At 72.9% G+C, this 24,084-nt stretch carries 19 protein-coding genes and 1 riboswitch; of the genes, 12 read left to right on the forward strand and 7 right to left on the reverse strand.

Going from position 1 to position 24,084, the window contains the following annotated elements:
* Nucleotides 1-17: 17 nt before the first annotated feature.
* A complete protein-coding gene (locus SY2F82_RS35275) occupies nucleotides 18-1,802 on the forward strand; it encodes a glycoside hydrolase family 15 protein (protein WP_200423180.1) in 1,785 nt (594 codons plus the stop codon).
* Between the two features lie 5 nt (nucleotides 1,803-1,807).
* Nucleotides 1,808-2,563, forward strand: coding sequence for an SDR family oxidoreductase (locus SY2F82_RS35280; protein WP_200423181.1), 756 nt, complete (start codon nucleotides 1,808-1,810; stop codon nucleotides 2,561-2,563).
* Nucleotides 2,564-2,758: 195 nt separating this feature from the next.
* Here the strand turns inward: SY2F82_RS35280 and SY2F82_RS35285 are convergent, their stop codons facing one another.
* From SY2F82_RS35285 to abc-f, 3 genes are all read right to left on the reverse strand, one after another.
* Nucleotides 2,759-3,550, reverse strand: coding sequence for an enoyl-CoA hydratase/isomerase family protein (locus tag SY2F82_RS35285; RefSeq protein ID WP_200423182.1), 792 nt, complete (start codon nucleotides 3,548-3,550; stop codon nucleotides 2,759-2,761).
* 131 nt (nucleotides 3,551-3,681) lie between these two features.
* Entirely contained in the window at nucleotides 3,682-3,903 is a 222-nt protein-coding gene (locus tag SY2F82_RS35290; RefSeq protein WP_030578326.1) for a helix-turn-helix domain-containing protein, read from the reverse strand.
* Nucleotides 3,904-4,270: 367 nt separating this feature from the next.
* Nucleotides 4,271-5,869 carry a ribosomal protection-like ABC-F family protein gene (gene abc-f, locus SY2F82_RS35295; RefSeq protein ID WP_200423183.1) on the reverse strand — a complete coding sequence of 533 codons (1,599 nt, stop codon included), beginning with the start codon at nucleotides 5,867-5,869 and terminating at the stop codon, nucleotides 4,271-4,273.
* 451 nt (nucleotides 5,870-6,320) lie between these two features.
* Here abc-f and SY2F82_RS35300 point away from each other — a divergent pair, with 451 nt between their 5' ends.
* Nucleotides 6,321-6,734, forward strand: coding sequence for a VOC family protein (locus SY2F82_RS35300; protein ID WP_200423184.1), 414 nt, complete (start codon nucleotides 6,321-6,323; stop codon nucleotides 6,732-6,734).
* Nucleotides 6,735-6,753: 19 nt separating this feature from the next.
* Here the strand turns inward: SY2F82_RS35300 and SY2F82_RS35305 are convergent, their stop codons facing one another.
* From SY2F82_RS35305 to SY2F82_RS35315, 3 genes are all read right to left on the reverse strand, one after another.
* Nucleotides 6,754-8,163, reverse strand: coding sequence for a hypothetical protein (locus tag SY2F82_RS35305; RefSeq protein WP_200423185.1), 1,410 nt, complete (start codon nucleotides 8,161-8,163; stop codon nucleotides 6,754-6,756).
* Nucleotides 8,164-8,354: 191 nt separating this feature from the next.
* Nucleotides 8,355-9,482, reverse strand: coding sequence for an alpha/beta hydrolase (locus SY2F82_RS35310; RefSeq protein WP_200423186.1), 1,128 nt, complete (start codon nucleotides 9,480-9,482; stop codon nucleotides 8,355-8,357).
* Nucleotides 9,483-9,582: 100 nt separating this feature from the next.
* Nucleotides 9,583-10,320, reverse strand: coding sequence for a class II aldolase/adducin family protein (locus SY2F82_RS35315; RefSeq protein ID WP_200423187.1), 738 nt, complete (start codon nucleotides 10,318-10,320; stop codon nucleotides 9,583-9,585).
* A gap of 405 nt (nucleotides 10,321-10,725) precedes the next feature.
* On the opposite strand from SY2F82_RS35315, the gene SY2F82_RS35320 reads away from it, so the two are divergent.
* On the forward strand, nucleotides 10,726-12,021 hold the full coding sequence (locus SY2F82_RS35320) for an inorganic phosphate transporter (RefSeq protein ID WP_200423188.1): 1,296 nt from the start codon (nucleotides 10,726-10,728) through the stop codon (nucleotides 12,019-12,021).
* 13 nt (nucleotides 12,022-12,034) lie between these two features.
* On the forward strand, nucleotides 12,035-12,250 hold the full coding sequence (locus SY2F82_RS35325; protein WP_103844529.1) for a hypothetical protein: 216 nt from the start codon (nucleotides 12,035-12,037) through the stop codon (nucleotides 12,248-12,250).
* Between the two features lie 83 nt (nucleotides 12,251-12,333).
* Here the strand turns inward: SY2F82_RS35325 and SY2F82_RS35330 are convergent, their stop codons facing one another.
* Nucleotides 12,334-12,651: a hypothetical protein gene (locus tag SY2F82_RS35330; RefSeq protein WP_236041985.1), complete on the reverse strand. Its 318-nt coding sequence runs from the start codon at nucleotides 12,649-12,651 to the stop codon at nucleotides 12,334-12,336.
* 270 nt (nucleotides 12,652-12,921) lie between these two features.
* A riboswitch (cobalamin riboswitch) is annotated at nucleotides 12,922-13,063 on the forward strand.
* Nucleotides 13,064-13,162: 99 nt separating this feature from the next.
* Between SY2F82_RS35330 and SY2F82_RS35340 the strand changes: the two genes are divergently transcribed.
* Genes SY2F82_RS35340 through cobI form a run of 7 tightly spaced genes read left to right on the forward strand, consistent with a single transcriptional unit; the run spans nucleotide 13,163 to nucleotide 24,082 of the window.
* The gene (locus SY2F82_RS35340) at nucleotides 13,163-14,119 is read left to right on the forward strand and encodes a cobalamin biosynthesis protein (protein ID WP_200423190.1); all 957 of its coding nucleotides are present in this window, start codon (nucleotides 13,163-13,165) and stop codon (nucleotides 14,117-14,119) included.
* Nucleotides 14,116-15,648, forward strand: coding sequence for a cobyric acid synthase (locus tag SY2F82_RS35345; RefSeq protein ID WP_200423191.1), 1,533 nt, complete (start codon nucleotides 14,116-14,118; stop codon nucleotides 15,646-15,648). The genes SY2F82_RS35340 and SY2F82_RS35345 overlap by 4 nt, the downstream gene beginning before the upstream one ends.
* Complete coding sequence (gene cobN / locus SY2F82_RS35350; protein ID WP_200423192.1) at nucleotides 15,645-19,298, forward strand: cobaltochelatase subunit CobN; 3,654 nt, start codon at nucleotides 15,645-15,647, stop codon at nucleotides 19,296-19,298. Before SY2F82_RS35345 ends, cobN begins: the two co-directional genes overlap by 4 nt.
* Entirely contained in the window at nucleotides 19,295-21,301 is a 2,007-nt protein-coding gene (locus tag SY2F82_RS35355) for a putative cobaltochelatase (protein ID WP_200423193.1), read from the forward strand. The genes cobN and SY2F82_RS35355 overlap by 4 nt, the downstream gene beginning before the upstream one ends.
* On the forward strand, nucleotides 21,301-21,909 hold the full coding sequence (cobO, locus tag SY2F82_RS35360) for a cob(I)yrinic acid a,c-diamide adenosyltransferase (RefSeq protein ID WP_200423194.1): 609 nt from the start codon (nucleotides 21,301-21,303) through the stop codon (nucleotides 21,907-21,909). The genes SY2F82_RS35355 and cobO overlap by 1 nt, the downstream gene beginning before the upstream one ends.
* Nucleotides 21,906-23,336, forward strand: coding sequence for a cobyrinate a,c-diamide synthase (locus tag SY2F82_RS35365; RefSeq protein WP_374707233.1), 1,431 nt, complete (start codon nucleotides 21,906-21,908; stop codon nucleotides 23,334-23,336). Before cobO ends, SY2F82_RS35365 begins: the two co-directional genes overlap by 4 nt.
* A complete protein-coding gene (cobI, locus tag SY2F82_RS35370; RefSeq protein WP_200423196.1) occupies nucleotides 23,333-24,082 on the forward strand; it encodes a precorrin-2 C(20)-methyltransferase in 750 nt (249 codons plus the stop codon). The genes SY2F82_RS35365 and cobI overlap by 4 nt, the downstream gene beginning before the upstream one ends.
* Nucleotides 24,083-24,084 lie beyond the last annotated feature (2 nt).

Raw genomic sequence — 24,084 nt, forward strand, 5'->3', positions numbered from 1 at the left:
TCGGGAACCCGCTTCCCGTGCATCCGCGGATCGAGGACTACGCACTCATCGGCGACGAACAGACCGCCGCCCTGGTCGGCCGGGACGGGTCCATCGACTGGCTGTGCCTGCCCCGCTTCGACTCGCCCGCCTGCTTCGCCAAGCTGCTCGGCACCGAGGAGCACGGCCACTGGAGGATCGCGCCCAGGGGGGCCCGCCTGTGCACGCGCCGGGCCTACCGCCCCGACACCCTCGTCCTCGACTCCGAATGGGACACCCCGGACGGCACGGTCCGCGTCACCGACTTCATGCCCCAGCGCGACCGCGCCCCCGACGTCGTACGCGTCATCGAGGGCCTGGCCGGCCGGGTCACCGTGCACGGCGAGCTCCGGCTGCGCTTCGACTACGGCTCGATCGTGCCGTGGATGCGGCGGAGCGACGGTCACCGGGTGGCCGTGGCAGGACCGGACTCGGTGTGGTTGCGCAGTGAGCCCCCCGTGCGCACCTGGGGCAAGGACTTCGCCACCCACTCCGAGTTCACCGTCGGCAAGGGGGACAAGGTCGCCTTCGTCCTCACCTGGCACCCCTCGCACGAGCCCCGCCCCGCCCTCGTCGACCCGTTCGAGGCGCTGGACAGCAGTGTCGAGGACTGGCGCGCGTGGGCGGCGCGGTGCCGTTACCGCGGCCCGCACCGGGAGGTGGTGGTCCGCTCCCTGATCACCCTGAAGGCGCTCACCTACGCGCCCACCGGCGGTATCGTCGCGGCCCCCACGACCTCCCTGCCGGAGTCCCTGGGCGGCGTACGCAACTGGGACTACCGCTACAGCTGGCTGCGCGACTCCACGCTCACCCTCCAGGCCCTGCTGGCGGCCGGCTACCACGAGGAGGCCGAGGCCTGGCGCGACTGGCTGCTGCGTGCGGTCGCCGGCAAACCGGCGGACCTGCAGATCATGTACGGCATCTCGGGCGAGCGGCGGCTGCCCGAGTACGAGCTGCCCTGGCTGCCCGGTTTCCACGGCTCGGCGCCGGTCCGGGTCGGCAACGACGCGGTGAAGCAGTTCCAGCTGGACGTGTACGGCGAGGTCATCGACTCCCTGTCGGTGGCCCGCAGCGCGGGGCTGCCGGTGAGGCCGCACATGTGGCGGGTGCAGTGCGCGCTGCTGGAGTTCCTGCGGACGGCCTGGCGGCAACCGGACGCGGGACTGTGGGAGGTGCGCGGGCGGCGCCGCCACTTCGTGTACTCGAAGGTGATGGCGTGGGTGGCCGCCGACCGCGGCGTGCGCACCCTGGAGGAGCATCCGCACCTCGACGGCGACCTCGACGGCTGGCGGGCCATGCGGGCGGAGGTGCACCGGGATGTGTGCGAGCGGGGCTACGACCCCGACCGGAACACGTTCACCCAGTACTACGGCTCACGGGCGCTCGACGCCTCGCTGCTGCAGATCCCGCTCGTCGGCTTCCTGCCGCCGGACGACCCGCGGGTGACCGGAACGATCGACGCGGTGCGCGCGGAGCTGTCCTTGGACGGTCTCCTGCTCAGGTACGACCTGTGGCACACGGATGTGGATCCGCTGCCGGGCGGGGAGGGCGCGTTCCTCGCGTGCTCTTTCTGGCTCGCGGACGCCCTGCACCTCACCGGCCGCACGGACGAGGCCCGGGAGTTGTTCGAACGGCTGGTCGGGCTGTGCAACGACGTCGGTCTGCTCGCCGAGGAGTACGACCCGGTGACCGGCCGGCAGCTCGGCAACTTTCCGCAGGCGTTCAGCCATCTCGGCCTGGTGGGGACCGCCCTCGCCCTGGACGGGGGCGAGAAGGCAGGATAGGGGCCATGGATCTTGGACTGAAGGACCGGGTGTACGTCGTCACCGGGGCGACCCGCGGACTGGGCAACGCGGCCGCGCGGGAACTCGTCGCAGACGGGGCGAAGGTGGTGATCACCGGCCGCGACGGGAAGCGGGCCGAGGAGGCGGCGGCGGAGCTGGGCGCGAACGCCGTGGGCGTGTCCGCCGACAACTCCGACCCGCAGGCGGCGGCCCGGCTGATCGCGACGGCCCGTGAGCACTTCGGCGGCTTCGACGGCATCCTCATCAGCGTCGGCGGGCCGCCGGCCGGAGGGGTCGCCGACAACACGGACGAGCAGTGGACCGCGGCGTTCGAGTCGGTGTTCCTGGGTGCGGTGCGGCTGGCCCGCGGGGCCGCCGCGGAGCTGACCGAGGGCGGCGTCATCGGGTTCGTGCTGTCCGGTTCCGTGTACGAGCCGATCCCGGGGCTGACCATCTCCAACGGGCTGCGCCCCGGGCTCGCGGGCTTCGCCAAGTCCATCGCGGACGAGCTGGGCCCGCGCGGCATCCGGGTCGTCGGCCTGCTCCCGGCCCGCATCGACACCGACCGGGTGCGCGAGCTGGACGCCCTGTCCCCCGACCCGGAGGCGGCCCGCGCGGCCAACGAGTCCCGCATCCCGCTGCGCCGCTACGGCACCCCGGACGAGTTCGGCCGCACGGCCGCGTTCCTGCTGTCCCCGGCTGCGTCGTACCTGACCGGCATCATGGTCCCGGTGGACGGCGGGGCGCTCCACGGCTTCTGAGCAGCGCGCGGCCGACCCACGACGCTCGGGCGCCGGCGCCGGACGCCACACAACCGCCCACGGACCTGGGGCCGGCGGCCCCGGACCCCGCGCGCAGCCGACCGACGGCGCCCCGGTCGATGCCGAACGCGCCGCAGGCGTACCCGGGCGGACCGAGCCACCAGGCCCGCGTCGCGGGCCTGGTGCGGGGCACGTCTATTCGCCGACGCCCGCCAGATCCCGCAGCCGCCGGGCCTGGGCGGCCCGTTCCGCCGCGCGCTGGGCCTCGTAGGTCCGCTCCTGCGCGCCGCGCAGCAGCGCCTTGGTCTCGATCACGGCGTCGCGGGGCGCCGCGAGCAGGGCGGTCGCCAGGTCCCGTACCGTCTCGTCGAGCTGGTCGGGCGATACGGCGATGTTCGCGAGTCCGGTGGTCACTGCTTCCTCGGCCCCGACGAAGCGGCCCGTCGCGCAGATCTCCAGCGCGCGGGCATAGCCGACCAGGCCCACCAGCGGATGCGTGCCGGTGAGGTCCGGTACCAGGCCCAGGCTGGTCTCGCGCATGGCGAACTGCACGTCGTCGGCGACGACGCGCAGGTCACAAGCGAGGGCCAGCTGGAACCCCGCTCCGATCGCATGGCCCTGTACAGCGGCGATGGACACGATGTCGCTCTGCCGCCACCAGGTGAACGCCTCCTGGTACCCGGCGATGGTGGCGTCCAGCTCCGCGTCTCCGCTGCGCGCGAGGTCGATGAAGGTCGGTTCGCCCTCGATCCCCTCGGGCGTGAACATCTGACGGTCCAGCCCGGCCGAGAACGACTGACCCTCGGCACGCAGCACGACCACGCGGACCGAACCGGGCAGCGCCCGCCCGGCCTCCGTCAGCGCCCGCCACAGAGCGGGGCTCTGCGCGTTGCGCTTGGCCGGGTTGGTCAGCGTCACCGTGGCGATCGCCTCGTCGACGGTGAGCCGCACGCCGTCCTTGTCGAGTACCGGGTCGAGCGAAGCCATGAGGCGCCTCCGATGGGTGCGGTCAGCAGCGGATGCCGTGGCACGGCATCCTAAGTGACTGCACAGTAACCACCCGGACGGTCGCCTGACCGACCGGGTGGCCACCACCGAAGCCGATGGGCCGCCCGGCGTCAGGCCGACTGGGCCTTTTTGCCCCGCGTCGCCCCGCCACGCCCTCGCAGCGTGACGCCCGACTCGCTGAGCATCCGGTGGACGAAGCCATACGAGCGGCCGGTCTCCTCGGCCAGCGCCCGGATGCTCGCACCGGAGTCGTACTTCTTCTTCAGGTCTGCCGCGAGCTTGTCGCGCGCGGCGCCGGTCACCCGGCTGCCCTTCTTCAGAGTCTCGGCCACCCGTGCCTCCTCATGGGAAGTGCGCTCTGGTCTCCTCATGATCACCCCTCCGGGGCGGGATGGCCACCCATTCGGCAAGGTCCGTGCGACAAGGTTGTGACGACAGGAGCGCATCCCCACGAATGGAATCCGGGATTCCGCCCGGTCGTGTCCGTACACCCGAACGGGTTCATCGGGGAATCACCAGGTCAGCGACGCGCGACGGCCGAGCCCGCCTCACGGAGCGGCTCGGCCGTCGAATCGATGCAGGACACACCCGGGTACGAGGAGATCTCACACAGATGATGGATCACGGATCGGCCGAATGATCCATACGCAGTGGATCAGCCGTTCGATCAAGCGCCCCTGACCGCCCGGCGCGGGGCGGTCAGGCGAGCGTGACGAGGTCGGCGTAGTCCGCGCCCCACAGGTCCTCGACCCCGTCCGGCAGCAGGATGATCCGCTCCGGCTGGAGCGCCTCGACCGCGCCCTCGTCGTGGGTGACGAGCACGACCGCGCCCTTGTAGGTGCGCAGCGCGCCGAGGATCTCCTCGCGGCTGGCCGGGTCGAGGTTGTTGGTCGGCTCGTCGAGCAGCAGCACGTTCGCGGACGACACCACGAGCGTGGCGAGGGCGAGACGGGTCTTCTCACCACCGGACAGAACGGCGGCGGGCTTGTCCACGTCGTCGCCGGAGAACAGGAACGACCCCAGCACCTTGCGGACCTCGACCAGGTCCATGTCGGGCGCGGCGGAGCGCATGTTCTCCAGCACCGTGCGGTCCGGGTCGAGGGTCTCGTGCTCCTGCGCGTAGTAGCCGAGCTTGAGGCCGTGACCGGGGACGACCTTGCCGGTGTCGGGCTGCTCGACGCCCGCGAGCAGGCGCAGCAGGGTGGTCTTGCCCGCGCCGTTGAGGCCCAGGATGACGACCCGGGAGCCCTTGTCGATGGCCAGGTCGACGTCGGTGAAGATCTCCAGGGAGCCGTACGACTTCGACAGCCCCTCGGCCATCAGCGGGGTCCTGCCGCAGGGGGCCGGCTCGGGGAAGCGGAGCTTGGCCACCTTGTCCTGCTGGCGGACCTCGTCCAGGCCGGCCAGCAGCTTCTCGGCGCGGCGGGCCATGTTCTGCGCGGCGACCGTCTTGGTGGCCTTGGCCCGCATCTTGTCGGCCTGGGCGTTGAGCGCGGCGGCCTTCTTCTCGGCGTTGGCGCGCTCACGCTTGCGGCGCTTCTCGTCGGCCTCGCGCTGCTGCTGGTAGAGCTTCCAGCCCATGTTGTAGACGTCGATCTGGGCGCGGTTGGCATCCAGGTAGAACACCTTGTTGACGACCGTCTCGACCAGGTCGACGTCGTGCGAGATGACGATGAAGCCGCCGCGGTAGCTCTTCAGGTAGTCGCGCAGCCAGATGATCGAGTCCGCGTCGAGGTGGTTGGTCGGCTCGTCGAGCAGCAGGGTGTCCGCGTCGGAGAACAGGATGCGGGCCAGCTCGATACGGCGGCGCTGACCGCCGGAGAGCGTGTGCAGGGGCTGGCCGAGCACCCGGTCGGGCAGGTTGAGCGCGGCCGCGATGGTGGCGGCCTCGGCCTCGGCGGAGTACCCGCCCTTGGTGAGGAACTCGGTCTCCTGGCGCTCGTACTGCCGAAGGGCCTTCTCGCGGGTGGACCCCTTGCCGGTGGCGATGCGCTGCTCGTTCTCGCGCATCTTGCGGATCAGGACGTCGAGGCCGCGCGCGGAGAGGATGCGGTCGCGGGCGAGGACGTCGAGGTCGCCGGTGCGCGGGTCCTGTGGGAGGTAGCCGACCTCGCCGGAGCGCGTGACGGTGCCCGCGGCGGGGATGCCCTCGCCGGCGAGGACCTTGGTGAGGGTGGTCTTCCCGGCGCCGTTGCGGCCGACGAGGCCGATGCGGTCGCCCTTGGTGACGCGGAAGGTGGCGTTCTCGATGAGGATGCGGGCACCGGCGCGCAGCTCGATGCCGGAGGCGGAGATCACGGACAGACTCCTGGGCTGGGGACCCCTGCTCGAACGCAGTCGAGAGCTCGGGGAGGGTGGCGGGATGGGCGGCTGAGGACGTTCCCGCCGTCTAATGCGAGAGGAGAATGGCCATGGGCCCCAGTCTAACGGGGCGGTGCAAGCGCTTTTTCCGTGCGCGGCGTCCCGCGCTGTGCCGTCCGTCCCTCGCGGCAGCGTGACGGCGGTGGTGTGACGTTCACTACGCGGCAGCGGAGGATACGCGCGGGCGCGGCACACCGGGGCGCGACGCGGCCGGTGCGTCCCCCGTTCGGGCCATGACCCGGCGTCGTGCCGTGGGGCGGTGCCAGGCTGGCACTCCCGGCGCCAGGCCCTGTCGTCGAACTCCCGTCGTCAGCAGCGTTGTCAGTGGCCGGTGCCAGACTGAGCGACGGGCCGGGATTCGGGCCGGACACCGGAGGGAGTGACGGCGATGGCGGGCATGGACGGCAGGCGTCCGAGCATCTGCCCGACGCTGCTGTACGCGGACGCGAAGGCGGCGATCAGGCAGCTCACGGAGGCCTTCGGTTTCACGGAGCTGTCGGTGTACGAGGGCGAGGACGGCTCGGTGCTGCACGCCGAGCTGGTGCAGGGCAACGGCGTGGTGATGCTGGGTTCGAAGGGCCGTGGCGGCCCCTTCGACGAGGCGATGAGAGGGGCGGGTCCCTGCGGGGTGTACGTCGTGGTGGACGACGTCGACGCACACCACCAGCGGGCCGTGGAGCACGGCGCGGAGATCCTGATGCCCCCGACGGACCAGGACTACGGGTCGCGTGACTACATGGCCCGGGACGCCGAGGGCAACATCTGGAGTTTCGGCACCTACGCCCCCGAGACAGCCGCCTGACGACCGCTGTTCGAGGGGGTCAGCTGCCTCCGGTGTGGACCTGGAAGGCGGCGCGGCGCACGGCCCTGGCGAGCGCCGGGTCCGGGTGGGCGGCGGCGAGCGCGACCAGGACCTGGACGGTACGGGGGTGTCCGACCGCGCGCACCTCGTCGAGCAGCGCGGGCACGGTGGCCTGCACGGCGGACTCCAGGTGGCGGACCAGGAGCGGGGCCTCACCGTGGTCGGCGACGGCGGCGGCGGTGTCGACCCACAGCCAGGTGGCCTCCTCCCGGGTGAGCACCTCGTGGGCGTCCTCCGGGTCGGCGCCGTCGTGCTCGGCGAGCCAGAGCAGGGCGTAGGGGCGCAGTGTGGTCTCCTCGGCGGCGCGGCGCACCTCGGGCTCGGCGGGCGCGCCGACCACACGCAGCGCCTCGAAGGCCAGACCGCGCAGCAGGGCGTCCTCGCCGCGGGCGGCGCCGAGGAGTTCGGTGACGGCGCTGCCGACGGGGCGGGCGGCCAGCCAGGCGCGGTACTCGGCGCGCGCCGCGTTCGGGCGGAGCCGGGCGCAGCCGCGGAGCATGTCCTCGGCGTTCTGCTCGATGTTCCCGGCGGGGCTCTGCGCGGCGACGCAGATCTGCTCCAGCTTGACCCAGACCGCCCAGCTGCCGAGCGGGGTGAGGGTGGCCTGCCCGTCGGCACAGGTGAGGGCGCCGACGTAGGCGAGCGCGTCGAGGGCCCAGGCGAGCAGGGGGGCCAGCTCGGACTCGTCGGCGGAGTCGGGGACCGGCGGCACGACAGGCTCGGGCCGGGGTCCGTAGGGGACCTCGCAGCGCTCGGTGCGCAGTTCGGTGACCCGCTGCTGGAGCAGGTCGAGGAGCTGCTCGACGGGCACGGGCCCGGCGGACAGCTGGAGGAAGGAGAGCACCTGGGGCATGGCCGAGACGACCTCGGCGACGGCGGCGTGCTCTCGGTCCGCCGGCTCGGGGCAGGCGAGCGACCAGGCGTCGAAGAGGGCGACCCAGCCGCGCAGTACGGCGGAGTCGTCCCGGTCCCAGGCGCGCAGCCGCCAGCCGGGGCGGGCGCTGTCGCCGTGCACCTCGACGAGACCGGCCAGACGCGCGGTGTCCCAGTCGGCGCGCACCTGATCGACGGTCAGGCCGAGGTCGGCGGCCGCCCGTTCCGCGGTGGCGTCGGACAGGGCGCCCTTGCCGTCGGGGGACGCGCCCTCGCGGCCGGGGCCGAGCGTGGCGTCGGCCCAGTGGGCGACACGGGCCGCTCCGGCCAGGCGGGCGCGGGCCATTTTGGCGAGTTCCGCGGGCGGCGGCGTGCCCTCCGGCGGCCTGGGTGCGGGGCGGCGCGTGCGGCGCTGGGTCACCGCTCGGGGGGCGGCGGCCAGCGGCCGCGGTCGGACGAGTCGGAGCCTGGAGTCGCGCGGAGTACGGGACGTCACAGGTGCAGTCTTCCGGTTGACGGTCCGAAAACCCAAACGGAATGCCTTGAGGGACGCCGCCGGGAGCCGGCGAGAGGTGCCTCAGAGGGCCGGGGAAAGGGGACAGTGCTGGTCGGGTGGGCCAAGCGGAAGCGGGTGCGAAAGGGCGCCGCGGCGTGTGCCCGCCGACGCGGGCCGTTGCTTCGACACCGTCACATCAGTGGCGTGAGGAAGCGCCGCATGGCCTCCTCGTAGGCCTCGGGGTCGGCGTTCCACATGGCGCCGTGCGGGGCGTTCTCCACCGTGTGCAGGGTGACCAGGTTCGCGCGCCGCTCGGCGAGACGGCGTGAAAGGCCCCAGGGGGCGATCGTGTCGTCGGGCCCGTGGAAGATCAGCACCGGCACGTTGAGGTGCTGCGGGTCCGCAGCCTTCTGGGTGCGGTCGCCGTGCACACCGGTGCGGCCCTGCGCGGCGCGGACGGCCAGCGGCAGCAGGGCTCCGGGGGTGCGGCGGGCGGCGGCCAGGGCGCGCAGCGTGGCCTCCCAGCTGAGGACGGGTGAGTCCAGGACGAGCCCGGAGACCCGCTCGCGCACCGCCGAGTGGGCGGCGGCGTGCAGCGCCATGGCGGCGCCGGTGGACCAGCCGTGCAGCACGATCCGTTCGGCCCCGGACCGCACCGCGTGGCGGATCGCGGCGTCCACGTCGCGCCACTCGGTCTCGCCGAGGTGGTTCAGGCCGTCCGGGGAGCGGGGCGCCCCCGGGTCGCCGCGGTAGGCGATGTCGAGGACCGGGAAGTGGTGGCGCTGCAGGAATCCCATGACGTTCATGGGGTGTTCGCGGGTGGTGCCCAGCCCGTGCACGGTGATCACCCAGGTGTCACGGGCGCCCGGCAGGAACCAGGCGGGCAGGGTCCCGAGTTCGCCGGGCACCTCCACGTCGGTGTGGTCGAGGCCGAGGGCGGTGCGGGGATCGCCGGTGTACAGGGCGGGGGTGAGCCAGACCTTGTCACCGGGCTCGAGCGTGCCGTGCGTGACGCGTTCCAGACGGCGTACGACCGTGTCGACGGTGTGCGGGGCGGAGTCCAGGACCGGGCCGACGACCGCGTGCGAGCCGTCACCGGCCAGCCCGTAGGTGCCGGGACGCCGGGAGGCCAGGTCGCGGGTGAGGGCGATCCGGCCGGCCGCCAGGGAGTGCACGGTGAGGCGGGGTTCCGTGGGCAGCGGACGCCCCGGCGGCGCCTTCAGCGCGGCGTCGCTGGCGAAGCGGCCCGCGGCGACGCCGGCGGCGCCCGCGGCGATGGCTACGGTGACGGCTGCGGCCGCCGCTTTGACAGTGCGCATCCATCCAGTCTCCCGGTGGAGCCCGCCCCCGGCCAGTGGGGGGAAGGGCGCGGTGTGACCCACGGGGCGCGCCGCAAGGCGGCCCCGGCCGGCCGGTCCCCTAGGGTCTCGGCCCCTGATGCTGCCCGTACCCCCGCAACCGCTCCCCTACCTCCGCCACCTGCTCCCGGCTGAGCAGGTGCGGGGTGAGGCCCGGCACGGACGAGGCCGTCAGCCACACGCGGCACATCCACTCCAGCTGGGCCGTGCGGTCGTAGGCCTGGTCCAGTGAGGCACCGTGGGCGACCGTGCCGTGGTTCTGCAGCAGGCAGGCGCTCCGGTCGGTCAGGGCGCGGAGCATGTTCTCGGCCAACTCGGGGGTGCCGTAGGCCGCGTAGGGGGCGACCCGCACCGCACCTCCCAGCGCGGCGGCCATGTAGTGGATGAGCGGCAGCTCCTGTACGAGCGTGGAGACGGCCGTGGCGTAGGGGGCGTGGGTGTGCACGACGGCCCGGGCGTCCGTCGTGCGGTAGACGGCCAGGTGCATGGGCAGCTCGCTGGTCGGGCGCAGCGTGCCGAGCACCTGGTGTCCGTCCAGGTCGACTCCGACCACGTCGCCCGGCGTCAGCCGCTCGTACGGCACCCCGGTGGGGGTGACCAGCACGGTGTCGCCGACGCGTACGGAGACGTTGCCGGAGGTACCGACGACCAGTCCGTCGGCGACCGTGCGGCGGGCCGTCGCGACGAGCCGATCCCAGGCCCGCGCCACCTCCTCCGCCGCCGCGGCCGGCGCAGCCGGCCCCCGCCCGTGCCGTACGGCCTCCCGGGCGTCCCCTGCGTCATGTCGCTGATCGGCCATGCCGCGATCCTGCCAGGCGGGGTCCGCGCGGGGGTGGCCCGGCGCACGGCAGGCTGGAAGCCACGGATCCGGAAGAGTACGTATAGGGATACACCTCCCTCCGGAGGCGGTACACAACAACGGAAGCCTGGAGGGTGACCGAAATCTCTTGAGCCGGTCCCGGGAGCGGCTCAACCGGTTCACGACGCGCCGGCGGAGAGCCCGGCTCAACCCCCCGAGACGCACCAGAGCTTCCGGAAGCCTGAATTGCGGCTTCGTTCGAGGTGCGACCCTCGTCGGCCGACCACAAACGGAACGCCGATACGCCGATCGGTACACCCTGCGGCCCGCCTCAGTTCATCTTCCGTTCACCCAGGTTGCCTACGGTCCAACAGCCACTGACCTTCCCCACAGAAGCCTGGGTAAATGGAACACATCACGCTCCTCCTCGGAATCGTGATCGTCACCGCTCTCGTGTTCGATTTCACGAACGGTTTCCACGACACAGCCAACGCGATGGCGACGACCATCTCGACCGGCGCCCTGAGGCCCAAGACGGCGGTGGCGATGTCCGCCGCGCTGAACCTCCTCGGCGCCTTCCTCTCTGTCGAGGTCGCCAAGACGATCTCCGGCGGCATCATCAACGAACAGGGCATACGCGTCGAAGTGATCTTCGCCGCCCTGGTGGGCGCCATCCTGTGGAACCTGCTGACCTGGCTCCTGGGTCTGCCGTCCAGCTCCTCCCACGCCCTCTTCGGCGGTCTGATCGGTGCGGCCGTCACCTCGGCCGGCTGGTCCGCGGTGAACGGCTCGACGATCGTCACCAAGGTCCTGATCCCCGCGGTGGCCGCGCCGCTCGTGGCGGGTCTCGCCTCGATGCTCGCCACCCGCCTGTCGTACGTGATCGGCAGCCGCGCCGACGAGAAGGCGACCGCGAAGGGCTACCGGGCCGGCTCGATCGCCTCGGCGGGCCTGGTCTCCCTGGCCCACGGCACGAACGACGCGCAGAAGACGATGGGCATCATCACGCTGGCCCTGGTCACCGGCGGTGTCATCGCCCCCGGCTCGAACCCTCCCACCTGGGTCATCGTCTCGGCCGGTCTGGCCATAGCGCTCGGCACCTACCTGGGCGGCTGGCGCATCATCCGCACCCTCGGCAAGGGCCTGACGGACCTGGCGCCGCAGCAGGGCTTCGCCGCCCAGACCAGCGCGGCGACCGCGATCCTCGCCTCCTCGCACCTCGGCTTCTCGCTCTCCACCACCCAGGTCTGCTCCGGCGCCGTCATGGGCGCGGGACTCGGCCGCAAGGGCGGCGTGGTCCGCTGGTCCACCGCGACCCGGATGCTGACCGCGTGGGTTCTGACGCTCCCGGCGGCCGGCCTGGTCGGCGCGGGCGCCGAACTCCTCACCAAGCAGGGCACCTGGGGCACGGTCGCCACCGGCGTACTGCTGGTCGCCGGCGCCGGGGTCATCTGGACCCTGTCGCGCCGCAAGCCGGTCACGGTGGACAACGTCAACGACGTCGAGACGGAGCCCGCGGGCGTCGTCACCGCGGCGATCGCGGCGGTCATCCCGCCCCCGGCGGGCCCCGTCGTCGCGGCCGACAGCACGGCGCCCGGCGCCGCCCCGGCGGACACGGACGCCACCAGCGACCTGCAGGCCACGATCCCGGCCCCTGACGCCGGCCCCTCCCCCGAGCCGGCCCCCGCCGCCACGGTTTAAGGAATCACCACTCATGAAGATCGACTGGGCAGCTCTCGGCTCCGTCTTCGGCGTCAGCCTCGGGGTCACCGTGGCCCTGGTGGCCCTGTTCACCCTGGGCGTCGTGGGCCTCACCAAGAAGGACTCGGCCCGGGGCGGCGCGGCCGCCCTGGCGGCGACCGGCGCCTACGCCTGTTTCGCGGCGTGCGCGGCGGCGGTCGCGTACGGGATCCATCTGATCGTCGCCTGACGGCCGGGGCACTTCGGAACCGCAGCGCAGCGCTGTCGCTGCGCGTCACCCCCGCAGCGGTGTCGCTGCGGGGGTTTCTCGCGTTACCGAGGTCGAGGGGTCCGCGAGTCGCGTTGCCGGACGGCCGCCGTCGCCCGGCCCAGGACACGGAGACGCTCCGTGACCGGGGTGAGGCCCCACCACAGTCCTGCGCAGGCGGCGGCCACGATGGTGACCACCAGCCACACGAGGGCCCGCGCCGGGGTTCCGGGCACCAGCAGCGCCGCCAGCGCACCGATGCCGACCGCGAACATCCCCGTCGTCAGGGAGAAGAGTGCCAGCGGAGCCGCTGCCGCCAGCGAGGGGTGCGGCGCGTGGGGACCTCCCGCGCCTGCCGAGAATTCCTTGGCCCTGTCCCCCATGTGGGTCCCTCCCGTCCTCTGGACGGTTCGCTCGGACACCGTCCACTGCCGGGTTTCTCGAGTTCGGCCAGCAAAGCACACCCCGCCGTACGGCGAAAGACGACCACCGGAGCGGTGCGCCGTTTCGAGTCACGCGCCGGAACGCGCGCCCCCGGACCGCCTACTTCGACCGCCACTTCACAACGAAAAGCGCGATTCGGGCAACTGACGCGATTTCAGCGGTGTGGAACTCGGCACACCGCAGCGTCGCAGGTCAAGAGCAAGTTGACGGCTGTTCTGGGCGCGTGGTGGACTGCCGGAGCCAGTACGGCGGCAGGAGAGGAAGCCGGTGCAAGTCCGGCGCGGTCCCGCCACTGTCACCGGGGAAGAACTCCCCGGGAGCCAGGAACTCTCACCGCCGGTCTCGTCGAACCAGGGCGTGGACACCCTGAGTGAGGACATATCGCCATGCGCGGCTGCCGATTGAGGTTCTGTCACCGAGCACCGTCCGACCGCACGGTCGGCTGAGCCGATGGGTGCCGATCGCGTCTTCGCGTACGGCGCCGCCGCCGGCCTCCTCGGCGACCTCCTGCTGGGCGATCCACGCCGCGGGCATCCGGTCGCCGCGTTCGGGCGGGCCGCGGCGGCCGTGGAACGGGTGCTGTGGCGGGACCACCGCGGGTGGGGCGCACTGCACACAGCCGTCTGCGCCGGGGGTGCCGTGACAGCGGCGGCGCTCGCCGCATCCGCCGTACGTCCCTCCCGTACCGCCGCCACGGCCCTGACCGCCGCCGCCACCTGGGCCGTGGTCGGGGGCACGTCGCTCGCCCGGGAGGCACGCGCCATCGGGCGCGCCCTGGAGGCGGGGGACGTCGAGGCCGCGCGCGCCCGGCTGCCGCATCTGTGCGGGCGGGACCCGCAGGCGCTGGACGCGGACGGGATCGCCCGGGCGGTCGTCGAGTCCGTCGCCGAGAACACCTCCGACGCCGTGGTGGGCGCGCTCACCTGGGGAGCCGTCGCCGGAGTGCCCGGTCTCGCGGGGTTCCGCGCCGTCAACACGCTCGACGCCATGGTCGGGCACAAGTCGCCCCGCTACCGGCGTTACGGATGGGCCTCGGCACGCCTCGACGACGTCGTGGGATGGCCGGGAGCACGGCTCACCGCCGTTCTCGCGGCAGCGGCGGGCCCCGATCCGCGGGGCGCGGTGCGCGCCTGGCGTACCGACGCCGCGAAGCACCCGAGCCCCAACGCCGGGCCCGTGGAGGCGTCGTTCGCGGGCGCCCTGGGTGTGCGGCTGGGCGGGACGCTGTCGTACGGGGGGCGCGTGGAGCACCGGCCCGTGCTCAACGCGGCCGGGCGCGCCGTCTGTACGGACGACATCGAGCGGGCCGTACGGCTCTCCCGGCGCGTGAGCGGGCTCGCGCTCGGCATCACGGTCGCCGGGCGCCTGGCGGCCCGAAGGCTTCTCGCGAAGGGACGGACGTCATGAGCGGGGGACTCCTCGTCGCCGGTACCACCTCCGACGCCGGCAAGAGCGTCGTCACCGCCGGGATCTGCCGCTGGCTCGTACGGCAGGGGGTCAAGGTCGCGCCGTTCAAGGCGCAGAACATGTCCCTGAACTCCTTCGTCACCCGCGAGGGCGCCGAGATCGGGCGGGCGCAGGCCATGCAGGCCCAGGCGTGCCGTATCGAGCCGACCGCGCTGATGAACCCGGTGCTGCTCAAGCCGGGCGGCGAGCAGAGCAGCCAGGTCGTGCTGCTGGGCAAGCCGGTCGGCGAGCTGAGTGCGCGCGGGTACCACGGGGGGCGGCAGCAGCGGCTCCTCGGCACCGTGCTGGACTGCCTCGCCGAGTTGCGGGGCACGTATGACGCGGTGATCTGTGAGGGGGCCGGCAGCCCGGCGGAGATCAACCTGCGGCGCACCGACATCGTGAACATGGGGATCGCCCGCAACGCCCGGCTGCCCGTGCTGGTCGTCGGCGACATCGACCGCGGCGGCGTCTTCGCGTCCTTCTTCGGGACGGTGGCGCTGCTCTCGCCCGAGGACCAGGAGCTCGTCGCCGGATTCCTGGTCAACAAGTTCCGCGGGGACGTCAGCCTGCTGGAACCGGGCCTCGACATGCTGCGGGACCTCACCGGGCGGCGCGCCTACGGAGTCCTGCCGTTCCGGCACGGGCTCGGGATCGACGAAGAAGACGGGCTCAGGGTGTCCCTGCGGGGCGCGGTCCGCGAGTCCGAAGTGACCGCCCCCGTCGGTGAGCACGTGCTGCGCGTCGCCGTCTGTGCCATTCCTCTCATGTCCAACTTCACGGACGTGGACGCGCTGGCCGCCGAGCCGGGTGTGGTCGTCCGGTTCGTGGACCGGCCGGAGGAGCTGGCGGACGCCGACCTCGTGGTGATCCCGGGGACCCGGGGAACCGTCCGCGCCCTGGAGTGGCTGCGCGAGCGCGGCCTCGCGGACGCCCTCGTCCGAAGGGCCGCGGAAGGGCGGCCGATCCTCGGCGTCTGCGGCGGCTTCCAGATCCTCGGCGAGCACATCGAGGACGAGGTGGAGAGCCGCAGGGGGCACGTGGACGGGCTCGGAGTGCTGCCCGTGCGGGTGCGGTTCGCCCGCGAGAAGACCCTCACCCGGCCGACGGGGGAAGCCCTCGGCGAGCCCGTCGAGGGGTACGAGATCCATCACGGGGTCGCCGACATCACCGGCGGCGACACGTTCATCTCCGATGACGAAGGACACAGCCTGGACGGCTGCCGGGTCGGGCAGACCTGGGGCACCCACTGGCACGGGTCCCTGGAGTCGGACGGCTTCCGGCGGGCCTTCCTGCGCGAGGTGGCCGCCGCCGCGGGCCGCCGCTTCGTGCCGTCCCCCGACACCTCGTTCGCCGCGCTGCGCGAGGAGCAGCTCGACCGGCTCGGCGACCTGATCGAACAGCACGCGGACACGGACGCGCTGTGGCGGCTCATCGAGTCGGGCGCGCCGCAAGGACTGCCTTTCATCCCCCCGGGAGCGCCCGCATGAGCACAGTGTTGTTGTTGTCGACCGCCGACACCGATCTGCTGGCGGCCCGTGCCTCCGGCGCGCCCTACCGGATCGGCAACCCGACCCGGGTGGACGTCGCCGAGGAGCTTCCGGGGCTGATCGCGGGCGCGGACATCGCCGTCGTACGCCTGCTGGGCGGCAAGCGCGCCTGGGAGGACGGGCTGGCCCGGCTGAAGGCGGCCGGCATCCCGACCGTGCTGCTCGGCGGGGAGAGCGTCCCCGACGCCGAGCTGATGGCCGAGTCGTCCGTACCGGCCGGTGTCGTGGCGGAGGCGCTGAAGTACCTGGTCGAGGGCGGCCCCGCCAACCTCACCGAACTCGCCCGGTTCCTGTCCGACACGGTGCTGCTGACCGGCGAGGGCTTCGACGAGCCGCGGAAGATGCCGGAGTACGGCGTCCACGGCGCGCGCCCGTTCACCGAGGACCGTCCGACCGTCGGCGTGCTCTTCTACCGGGCCCACGAACTCAGCGGCAACACCGCCTTCGTGGACACCCTGTGCGACGCGATCGAGGCGCACGGCGCCAACGCCCTCCCGGTGTACTGCGGTTCGCTGCGCGACGCCGACGCCGGGCTGTACGAGGTCCTCGCCAAGGCCGATTCCCTGGTGGCCACGGTCCTCGCAGCAGGCGGCACGCACGCCTCGCAGGCCTCGGCCGGCGGTGACGAGGAGTCCTGGGACATCGGCGCGCTGGCCGAGATGAACGTCCCGGTGCTGCAAGGGCTGTGCCTGACCTCCTCGCGCGCCGCGTGGGAGGCGTCCGACGCCGCCCTGTCCCCCATGGACGCGGCGATGCAGGTCGCCATCCCGGAGTTCGACGGCCGGCTGATCACGGTCCCGTTCTCCTTCAAGGAGCAGGGCCCGGACGACGTCCCGGTGTACGTCGCCGACCCCGAGCGGGCCGCGCGGGTCGCCGGGATCGCCGTTCGGCACGCGCGGCTCAAGCACAAGCCGAACGCGGAGAAGAGGATCGCGCTCGTCTTCACCGCGTACCCGACCAAGCACTCACGGGTCGGCAACGCGGTCGGCCTGGACACGCCCGCTTCGGCGGTACGGGTGCTGGACGCGCTGCGGGAGGCGGGGTACGGCCTCACCGAGTACCCGGCGGGCGGTGACGAGCTGATCCACCGCCTCATCGAGGCCGGCGGTCACGACGTGGAGTGGCTGACCGAGGAGCAGTTGGCCGCCGCTCCCGCGCGCGTGCCGCTGGCCGACTACCGGGCGTGGTTCGAGAAGCTCGACCCGGAGCTGAGGGACGCGATGACCGAGGCGTGGGGTGAGCCGCCGGGCTCGTTGTACGTCGACGGCGACGACATCGTGCTCGCCTCGCTCCGGTTCGGGAACGTCGTGGTCATGATCCAGCCGCCGCGCGGCTTCGGCGAGAACCCGATCGCGATCTACCACGACCCCGACATGCCGCCGTCGCACCACTACATGGCGGCCTACCGCTGGCTGGAGAACAGTTTCGGCGCCGACGCCATCGTCCACATGGGCAAGCACGGGACGATGGAGTGGCTGCCCGGCAAGGGCCTCGGTCTCAGCAGGGGATGCGCGCCGGACGCCGTCCTCGGCGACCTGCCCCTGATCTACCCCTTCATCGTCAACGACCCCGGCGAGGGCACCCAGGCCAAGCGGCGCGGCCACGCCACCGTGGTCGACCACCTCGTACCGCCGATGGCGCGAGCCGACACCTACGGCGACCTGGCCAAGCTGGAGCAGCTCCTCGACGAGTACGCGCTGGTCTCCGACCTGGACCCGACCAAGGCGCCGGCCGTGCGCGCCCAGATCTGGACGCTGGTCAAGGCGGCCGAACTCCACCACGACCTGCATGTGGACGAGCAGCCGGACGACGACGAGTTCGACGAGTTCGTCATGCACATCGACGGCTATCTGTGCGAGATCAAGGACGTGCAGATCCGCGACGGCCTGCACATCCTGGGAGGCGGCCCGGTCGGCGAGCCGCGCGTCAACCTGGTGCTCGCGGTGCTGCGCGCCTCGCAGGTGTGGGGCGGGCAGGCGAACGCGCTGCCCGGTCTGCGTGCCTCGCTGGCGGAGCACTTCGGCCTGGTGGAGAAGGAACTGCTGGCGGAGCCCGGCGCTCCGGTGAAGGTGCCGGTGGAGCTGACGGACCTGGTGGAAGGTCCGTCCCGTACGGCGGCGGACGCGATCGACCTGCTGGAGCAGCTGTGCCGGCGGATCGCGGAGGGGATGGAGGCGCGCGGCTGGGCGGCCTCCGAGAGCGGTGCTCTGGTACGGGAGGTACTGGGCACCGAACACCGCGACGCCGTCGCGGTGCTGGAGTTCGCGTGCACGGAGGTCGTGCCCCGCCTCGCCCGCACCACCGACGAGATCGGCCACATCCTCAAGGCGCTGGACGGCGGTTACGTCCCGGCGGGCCCGTCCGGCTCCCCGACCCGCGGCCTGGTCAACGTCCTGCCGACCGGCCGCAACTTCTACTCGGTCGATCCCAAGGCGATTCCGTCCCGCCTGAGCTGGGAGGTCGGTCAGTCACTCGCCGACTCCCTGGTCGCCCGCTACCTCCAGGACACCGGCGAGTACCCGAAGTCCGTCGGCCTGACGGTCTGGGGCACGTCCGCGATGCGCACCCAGGGCGACGACATCGCCGAGATCCTGGCCCTGCTGGGCTGCCGCCCCGTCTGGGACGACGCCTCGCGCCGCGTGACCGGGTTCGAGGTGATCCCGCTGGAGGAGCTGGGCCGCCCCCGTATCGACGTCACGGTCCGCATCTCCGGCTTCTTCCGGGACGCGTTCCCGCACGTCGTCGCTCTGATCGACGACGCGGTGCGCGCGGTGGCCGAGCTGGACGAGCCCGCCGGGAAGAACTTCGTGAAGGCGCACGCCGACGAGGACACCGCCGAGCACGGCGACCGGCGGCGCGCCACGGCCCGTGTCTTCGGCTCCAAGCCGGGTGCGTACGGCGCCGGTCTGCTGCCGCTGATCGACGCCCGCAACTGGCGCTCCGACGCCGACCTCGCCGAGGTGTACGCGGTGTGGGGCGGCTACGCGTACGGGCGCGGGCTCGACGGGCGGGCGGCGCGCGGGGACATGGAGACGGCGTTCAAGCGCATCGCCGTCGCCGCGAAGAACGTCGACACCCGCGAGCACGACCTCGTCGACGCGGACGACTACTTCCAGTACCACGGCGGCATGGTCGCCATGGTGCGGCACCTGACGGGGGCGAGTCCCGAGGCGTACGTGGGCGACTCGGCCGTACCCGACCAGGTCAAGACCCGCACCCTCGGCGAGGAGACCCACCGCGTCTTCCGCGCCCGCGTGGTCAACCCGCGCTGGATGGCGGCCATGCGGCGCCACGGCTACAAGGGCGCCTTCGAGATGGCGGCGACCGTCGACTACCTGTTCGGGTACGACGCCACGGCCGGGGTCGTCGACGACTGGATGTACGAGAAGCTCAGCGCGGAGTACGTCTTCGACGCCGAGAACCGGGACTTCATGAAGAAGTCCAACCCGTGGGCGCTGCGCGGCATCACGGAACGGCTCCTGGAGGCCGCCGACCGGGGCCTGTGGGCCGAGCCGGACGCGGACACGCTGGAGCGGCTGCGCGCAACCTATCTGGAGCTGGAAGGCGACCTGGAGGGCGACGAGAAGTGAGTACCCCGTTTCCGTTCACGGCCGTCGTCGGCCAGGACGACCTGCGGCTCGCGCTGCTGCTGAACGCGGTCTCGCCGGCGGTCGGCGGTGTGCTGGTGCGCGGCGAGAAGGGCACCGCCAAGTCGACGGCCGTGCGCGCCCTGTCCGCGCTGCTGCCTCAGGTGGCGGTCGTCCCCGGGTGCCGATTCTCGTGCGACCCCGCGGCACCGGATCCGTCCTGCCCGGACGGGCCGCACGAGGCCGGGGCGGGGGTGTCCCGTCCGGCCCGCATGGTCGAGCTGCCCGTCGGGGCCTCCGAGGACCGGCTGGTGGGCGCCCTGGACATCGAGCGGGCGCTGGCGGAGGGCGTGAAGGCCTTCGAGCCGGGCCTGCTCGCCGACGCGCACCGCGGCATCCTGTACGTGGACGAGGTCAACCTCCTCCACGACCACCTGGTCGACCTGCTTCTGGACGCCGCCGCGATGGGCGCCTCGTACGTCGAGCGAGAGGGCGTCTCCGTGCGGCACGCCGCGCGTTTCCTGCTCGTCGGCACCATGAACCCCGAAGAGGGCGAGCTGCGGCCGCAGTTGCTCGACCGGTTCGGGCTGACCGTCGAGGTCGCCGCCTCCCGCGAACCCGACCAGCGCGTGGAGGTCGTCCGGCGGCGGCTCGCCTACGACGACGACCCCGCCGGTTTCGCGGCGCGCTGGGCCGAGGAGGAGGCCGCCGTACGCGCCCGCATCGTGGCCGCGCGCGAGCTGCTGCCGTCCGTACGGCTCGGGGACGGGGCGCTGCGGCAGATCGCGGCGACCTGTGCCGCGTTCGAGGTCGACGGTATGCGCGCCGACATCGTGATGGCGCGTACGGCGACCGCGCTGGCCGCCTGGGCGGGGCGGACCGACGTGCTCGCCGAGGACGTACGGCAGGCCGCGCTGCTCGCGCTTCCGCACCGCAGGCGGCGGAACCCCTTCGACGCGCCGGGGCTCGACGAGGACAAGCTGGACGAGACGCTGGAGCAGTTCGGGGATTCCGGGGAGTCCGGCGAGGACGACGATCCTGATCCGGACGGGCCCGGCGGTGGTGGCGGCCGGCCGCCGCAGGACGGTCCCACGGGTGACGGCGACACGCCGGCGCAGGCCGAGCCCGGCGAGGGCGGCCCGTCGCAGACCTCCGGAGCCGGCGAGCAGGCACCTGCGCGCGCCTCCGAGCCCTTCCGTACGAAGGTGCTGACCGTGCCCGGGCTCGGTGACGGCGCCGCCGGGCGGCGGTCGCGGGCGCGGACGCAAGCCGGGCGGACCACCGGGGCCCGACGGCCCCAGGGGGCGCTCACCAAGCTGCACCTGGCGGCGACCGTGCAGGCGGCGGCGCCTCATCAGCGGGCGCGCGGGCGGTCGGGGCCCGGGCTCGTGGTGCGCCGGGACGATCTGCGGCAGGCGACGCGGGAGGGGCGCGAGGGCAACCTCGTGCTGTTCGTGGTCGACGCATCCGGCTCGATGGCGGCCCGGCAGCGGATGAGCGCGGTGAAGGGCGCCGTGCTGTCACTGCTCCTGGACGCCTACCAGCGGCGGGACAAGGTGGGGCTCGTGACCTTCCGGGGCTCGGCGGCCGAGGTGGCGCTGCCTCCGACCTCGTCGGTGGACGCCGCGGCGGCCCGGCTGGAGTCGCTGCCCACGGGGGGCCGCACGCCGCTGGCTGCCGGGCTGCTGAAGGCACACGACGTGCTGCGGGTGGAGCGGCTGCGGGATCCGGCGCGACGGGCGCTCGTGGTCGTGGTGACGGACGGGCGGGCCACGGGTGGCCCTGAGCCGGTCGCGCTGGCCGACCGGGCGGCACGGCTGTTCGCGGCCGAGGGGGTCGCGTCCGTGGTCGTGGACTGCGAGTCGGGGCCGGTGCGGCTGGGGCTGGCGGGGCGGCTCGCCGGTGAGCTGGGCGGAACCGCTGTGACGCTGGACGAGCTGCGCGCGGACAGCATCGCCGGGTTGGTGCGGGATGTGCAGGGTGCCGGGAAGAGGAGGGCCGCGTAATGCCGCAGGGACAGCCGAGTGTCGTACCGGACGACGGACTGACGACCCGTCAGCGCCGTAACCGGCCGCTCGTCGTCGTGCACACGGGCATCGGGAAGGGCAAGTCGACCGCGGCCTTCGGGCTGGCGCTGCGGGCCTGGAACCAGGGGTGGCCGATCGGGGTGTTCCAGTTCGTCAAGTCGGCGAAGTGGAAGGTCGGCGAGGAGAACGCGCTCAAGGTGCTGGGGGCGTCCGGGCAGGGCGGGACCGTGGCCTGGCACAAGATGGGCGAGGGCTGGTCCTGGGTCCAGCGGGACATCCAGGGTGACAACTCGACCAATGAGGAGAAGGCCCGGGAGGGTTGGGAGCAGGTCAAGCGGGACCTGGCCGCCGAGACGTACAAGCTCTACGTGCTCGACGAGTTCGCGTACCCGATGCACTGGGGCTGGGTCGACACCGACGAGGTCGTCGACGTGCTCCGCAACCGGCCCGGCACCCAGCATGTCGTGATCACCGGGCGGAACGCGCCGGAGAAGCTGGTCGGCTTCGCGGACCTCGTCACCGACATGTCCAAGGTCAAGCACCCGATGGACGTGGGACAGAAGGGCCAGAGGGGCATCGAGTGGTGACACGTTCCGTCCCACGGTTGGTCATCGCCGCGCCGTCGTCCGGCAGTGGCAAGACCACCGTTGCCACGGGGCTGATGGCCGCGTTCGCCGCGCGGGGGCTTGCCGTGTCCCCGCACAAGGTCGGGCCGGACTACATCGACCCGGGCTATCACTCGCTCGCCACCGGGCGGGTGGGACGGAACCTCGACGCGTACCTGTGCGGACCCGAGTTGATCGGTCCGCTGTTCGCGCACGGTGCGCGCGGGTGCGACATCGCTGTCGTCGAGGGCGTGATGGGGATGTACGACGGGGCCGCGGGGGAAGGTGAGCTGGCCTCCACGGCCCATGTCGCCAAGCTGCTGCGGGCGCCGGTCGTGCTGGTCGTGGACGCGTCGTCGCAGTCCCGGTCGGTGGCGGCTCTGGTGCACGGGTTCGCCTCGTGGGATCCGGAGGTGCGGGTCGGGGGCGTGATCCTCAACAAGGTGGCGTCCGACCGGCACGAGGCGTTGCTGCGGGAGGCGTTGGAGTCGGCCGGGGTGCCGGTGCTCGGCATCTTGCGGCGAGTTCCGCAGGTCGACACGCCGTCGCGGCACCTCGGGCTGGTACCGGTTGCCGAGCGGCGGGCAGAGGCCGTGGCGGCGGTGGCCGCGATGGCCGCGCAGGTGCGTGAAGGGTGCGACCTGGAGGCTTTGCTGGGGCTGGCGCGGAGTGCGGGCGCGTTGCCGGGTGCGGCTTGGGATGCGGCCCAGGCCCTTGGTGTTTCGCCCCCACCGCCCCTTCCCTCCCCCAAGCTCTCGGCTTCGCTCGAGCAGGGGGGACCCCCATCTGGCCCGCGGGGCTCCGAGGCACCGGTGGTCGCCGTCGCCGGAGGCGCGGCCTTCACCTTCTCCTACGCCGAGACCACCGAACTGCTCGCCGCCGCCGGCGCCGAGGTCGTCCCCTTCGACCCCCTTCGCGACGAGCAACTGCCCGAAGGGACCCGTGGCCTGGTCATCGGGGGCGGCTTCCCGGAGGTGTACGCCGCCGAGCTGTCCGCCAACGAGCCGTTGCGCAAGGCCGTCGTCGAGCTGGCGCTCGGCGGCGCGCCCGTCGCCGCCGAGTGCGCCGGGCTGCTGTACCTGTGCCGGGAGTTGGACGGGCAGCCCATGTGCGGTGTGCTCGACGCAGCCGCCCGGATGACCGAGCGGCTGACCCTCGGCTATCGCGACGCCTGGGCCGTCGGTGACAGCGTGCTCGCCGCCGCGGGGACCCGTATGCGGGGGCACGAGTTCCACCGCACCGTCGTCGAGCCCGGCGCGGGGGCGGCCCCCGCCTGGGGGGTGCGCGCTCCTCGGCCGCGCGTGGAAGGTTTCGTGCAGCAAGGCGTGCACGCGAGTTATCTGCACACGCACTGGGCCGCCGCGCCCGGTGTGGCCCGTCGGTTCGTGGAGAGGTGCCGGACGTCATGAGCAGCAGGCTGATCGGAGTCGGGGTGGGCCCCGGCGACCCCGAGCTGGTGACCGTCAAGGGCGTCAACGCTCTGCGCGCCGCCGATGTCGTCGTCGTCCCCGTCATGGCTGCGTCTGATGGAACAGATGTGGGTGAGCGGGGGCGCGCCGAGGCGACCGTGCTGCACTACGTGCCCGAGGAGAAGGTCGTCCGCGTCGTCTTCGCGCTGAACGAGCGGACCGACCGGGCGCGGCGCGAGGCCGCCTGGGACGCCGCCGGGGAGCGTGTCGCCCGGCTGCTTCAGCGGCACGCGGCCGTCGCGTTCGCCACCATCGGCGACCCCAACGTGTACTCGACGTTCACGTACCTCGCGCAGACCGTGCAGGAGCTCGTGCCCGGGACCGTCGTCGAGACGGTGCCCGGCATCACCGCCATGCAGGACCTGGCCGCGCGGTCGGGTGCCGTGCTGACGGAGGGCACCGAGCCGCTCACGCTGGTGCCCGTCACGGCCGGTTCCGCCGTGCTCAAGGAAGCGCTCGCCGGTCCCGGGACCGTCGTCGCGTACAAGTTCGGACGGCAGGCGCGGGAGGTCGCCGAGGCGCTGCGGGAGTCCGGGCGGATCGAGGACGCCGTGTGGGGATCCGCGCTCGGGCTCCCGGAGGAGTCCATCCGCCCGGCGGCCGACCTCGACGGCGGTTCGCTGCCCTACCTCTCCACCCTCATCGCGCCCGCCCGGCGCGACGGCACCCGCGGCGGCAAGCTGTGACC

The organism is Streptomyces sp. Y2F8-2 (assembly GCF_014905555.1).
In the GTDB taxonomy this organism is placed as follows: domain Bacteria; phylum Actinomycetota; class Actinomycetes; order Streptomycetales; family Streptomycetaceae; genus Streptomyces; species Streptomyces cynarae.

Excerpts from the sequence above, each read along its gene's own strand:
- SY2F82_RS35285 (WP_200423182.1), bottom strand. The coding sequence starts at position 3,550 with ATGGCTTCGCTCGACCCGGTACTCGACAAGGACGGCGTGCGGCTCACC.
- cobO (WP_200423194.1), top strand. The coding sequence starts at position 21,301 with ATGCCGCAGGGACAGCCGAGTGTCGTACCGGACGACGGACTGACGACC.
- SY2F82_RS35320 (WP_200423188.1), top strand. The coding sequence starts at position 10,726 with ATGGAACACATCACGCTCCTCCTCGGAATCGTGATCGTCACCGCTCTC.
- SY2F82_RS35345 (WP_200423191.1), top strand. The coding sequence starts at position 14,116 with ATGAGCGGGGGACTCCTCGTCGCCGGTACCACCTCCGACGCCGGCAAG.
- SY2F82_RS35315 (WP_200423187.1), bottom strand. The coding sequence starts at position 10,320 with ATGGCCGATCAGCGACATGACGCAGGGGACGCCCGGGAGGCCGTACGG.
- SY2F82_RS35310 (WP_200423186.1), bottom strand. The coding sequence starts at position 9,482 with ATGCGCACTGTCAAAGCGGCGGCCGCAGCCGTCACCGTAGCCATCGCC.
- SY2F82_RS35280 (WP_200423181.1), top strand. The coding sequence starts at position 1,808 with ATGGATCTTGGACTGAAGGACCGGGTGTACGTCGTCACCGGGGCGACC.
- SY2F82_RS35340 (WP_200423190.1), top strand. The coding sequence starts at position 13,163 with ATGGGTGCCGATCGCGTCTTCGCGTACGGCGCCGCCGCCGGCCTCCTC.
- cobI (WP_200423196.1), top strand. The coding sequence starts at position 23,333 with ATGAGCAGCAGGCTGATCGGAGTCGGGGTGGGCCCCGGCGACCCCGAG.
- SY2F82_RS35330 (WP_236041985.1), bottom strand. The coding sequence starts at position 12,651 with ATGGGGGACAGGGCCAAGGAATTCTCGGCAGGCGCGGGAGGTCCCCAC.
- SY2F82_RS35300 (WP_200423184.1), top strand. The coding sequence starts at position 6,321 with ATGGCGGGCATGGACGGCAGGCGTCCGAGCATCTGCCCGACGCTGCTG.
- cobN (WP_200423192.1), top strand. The coding sequence starts at position 15,645 with ATGAGCACAGTGTTGTTGTTGTCGACCGCCGACACCGATCTGCTGGCG.
- SY2F82_RS35325 (WP_103844529.1), top strand. The coding sequence starts at position 12,035 with ATGAAGATCGACTGGGCAGCTCTCGGCTCCGTCTTCGGCGTCAGCCTC.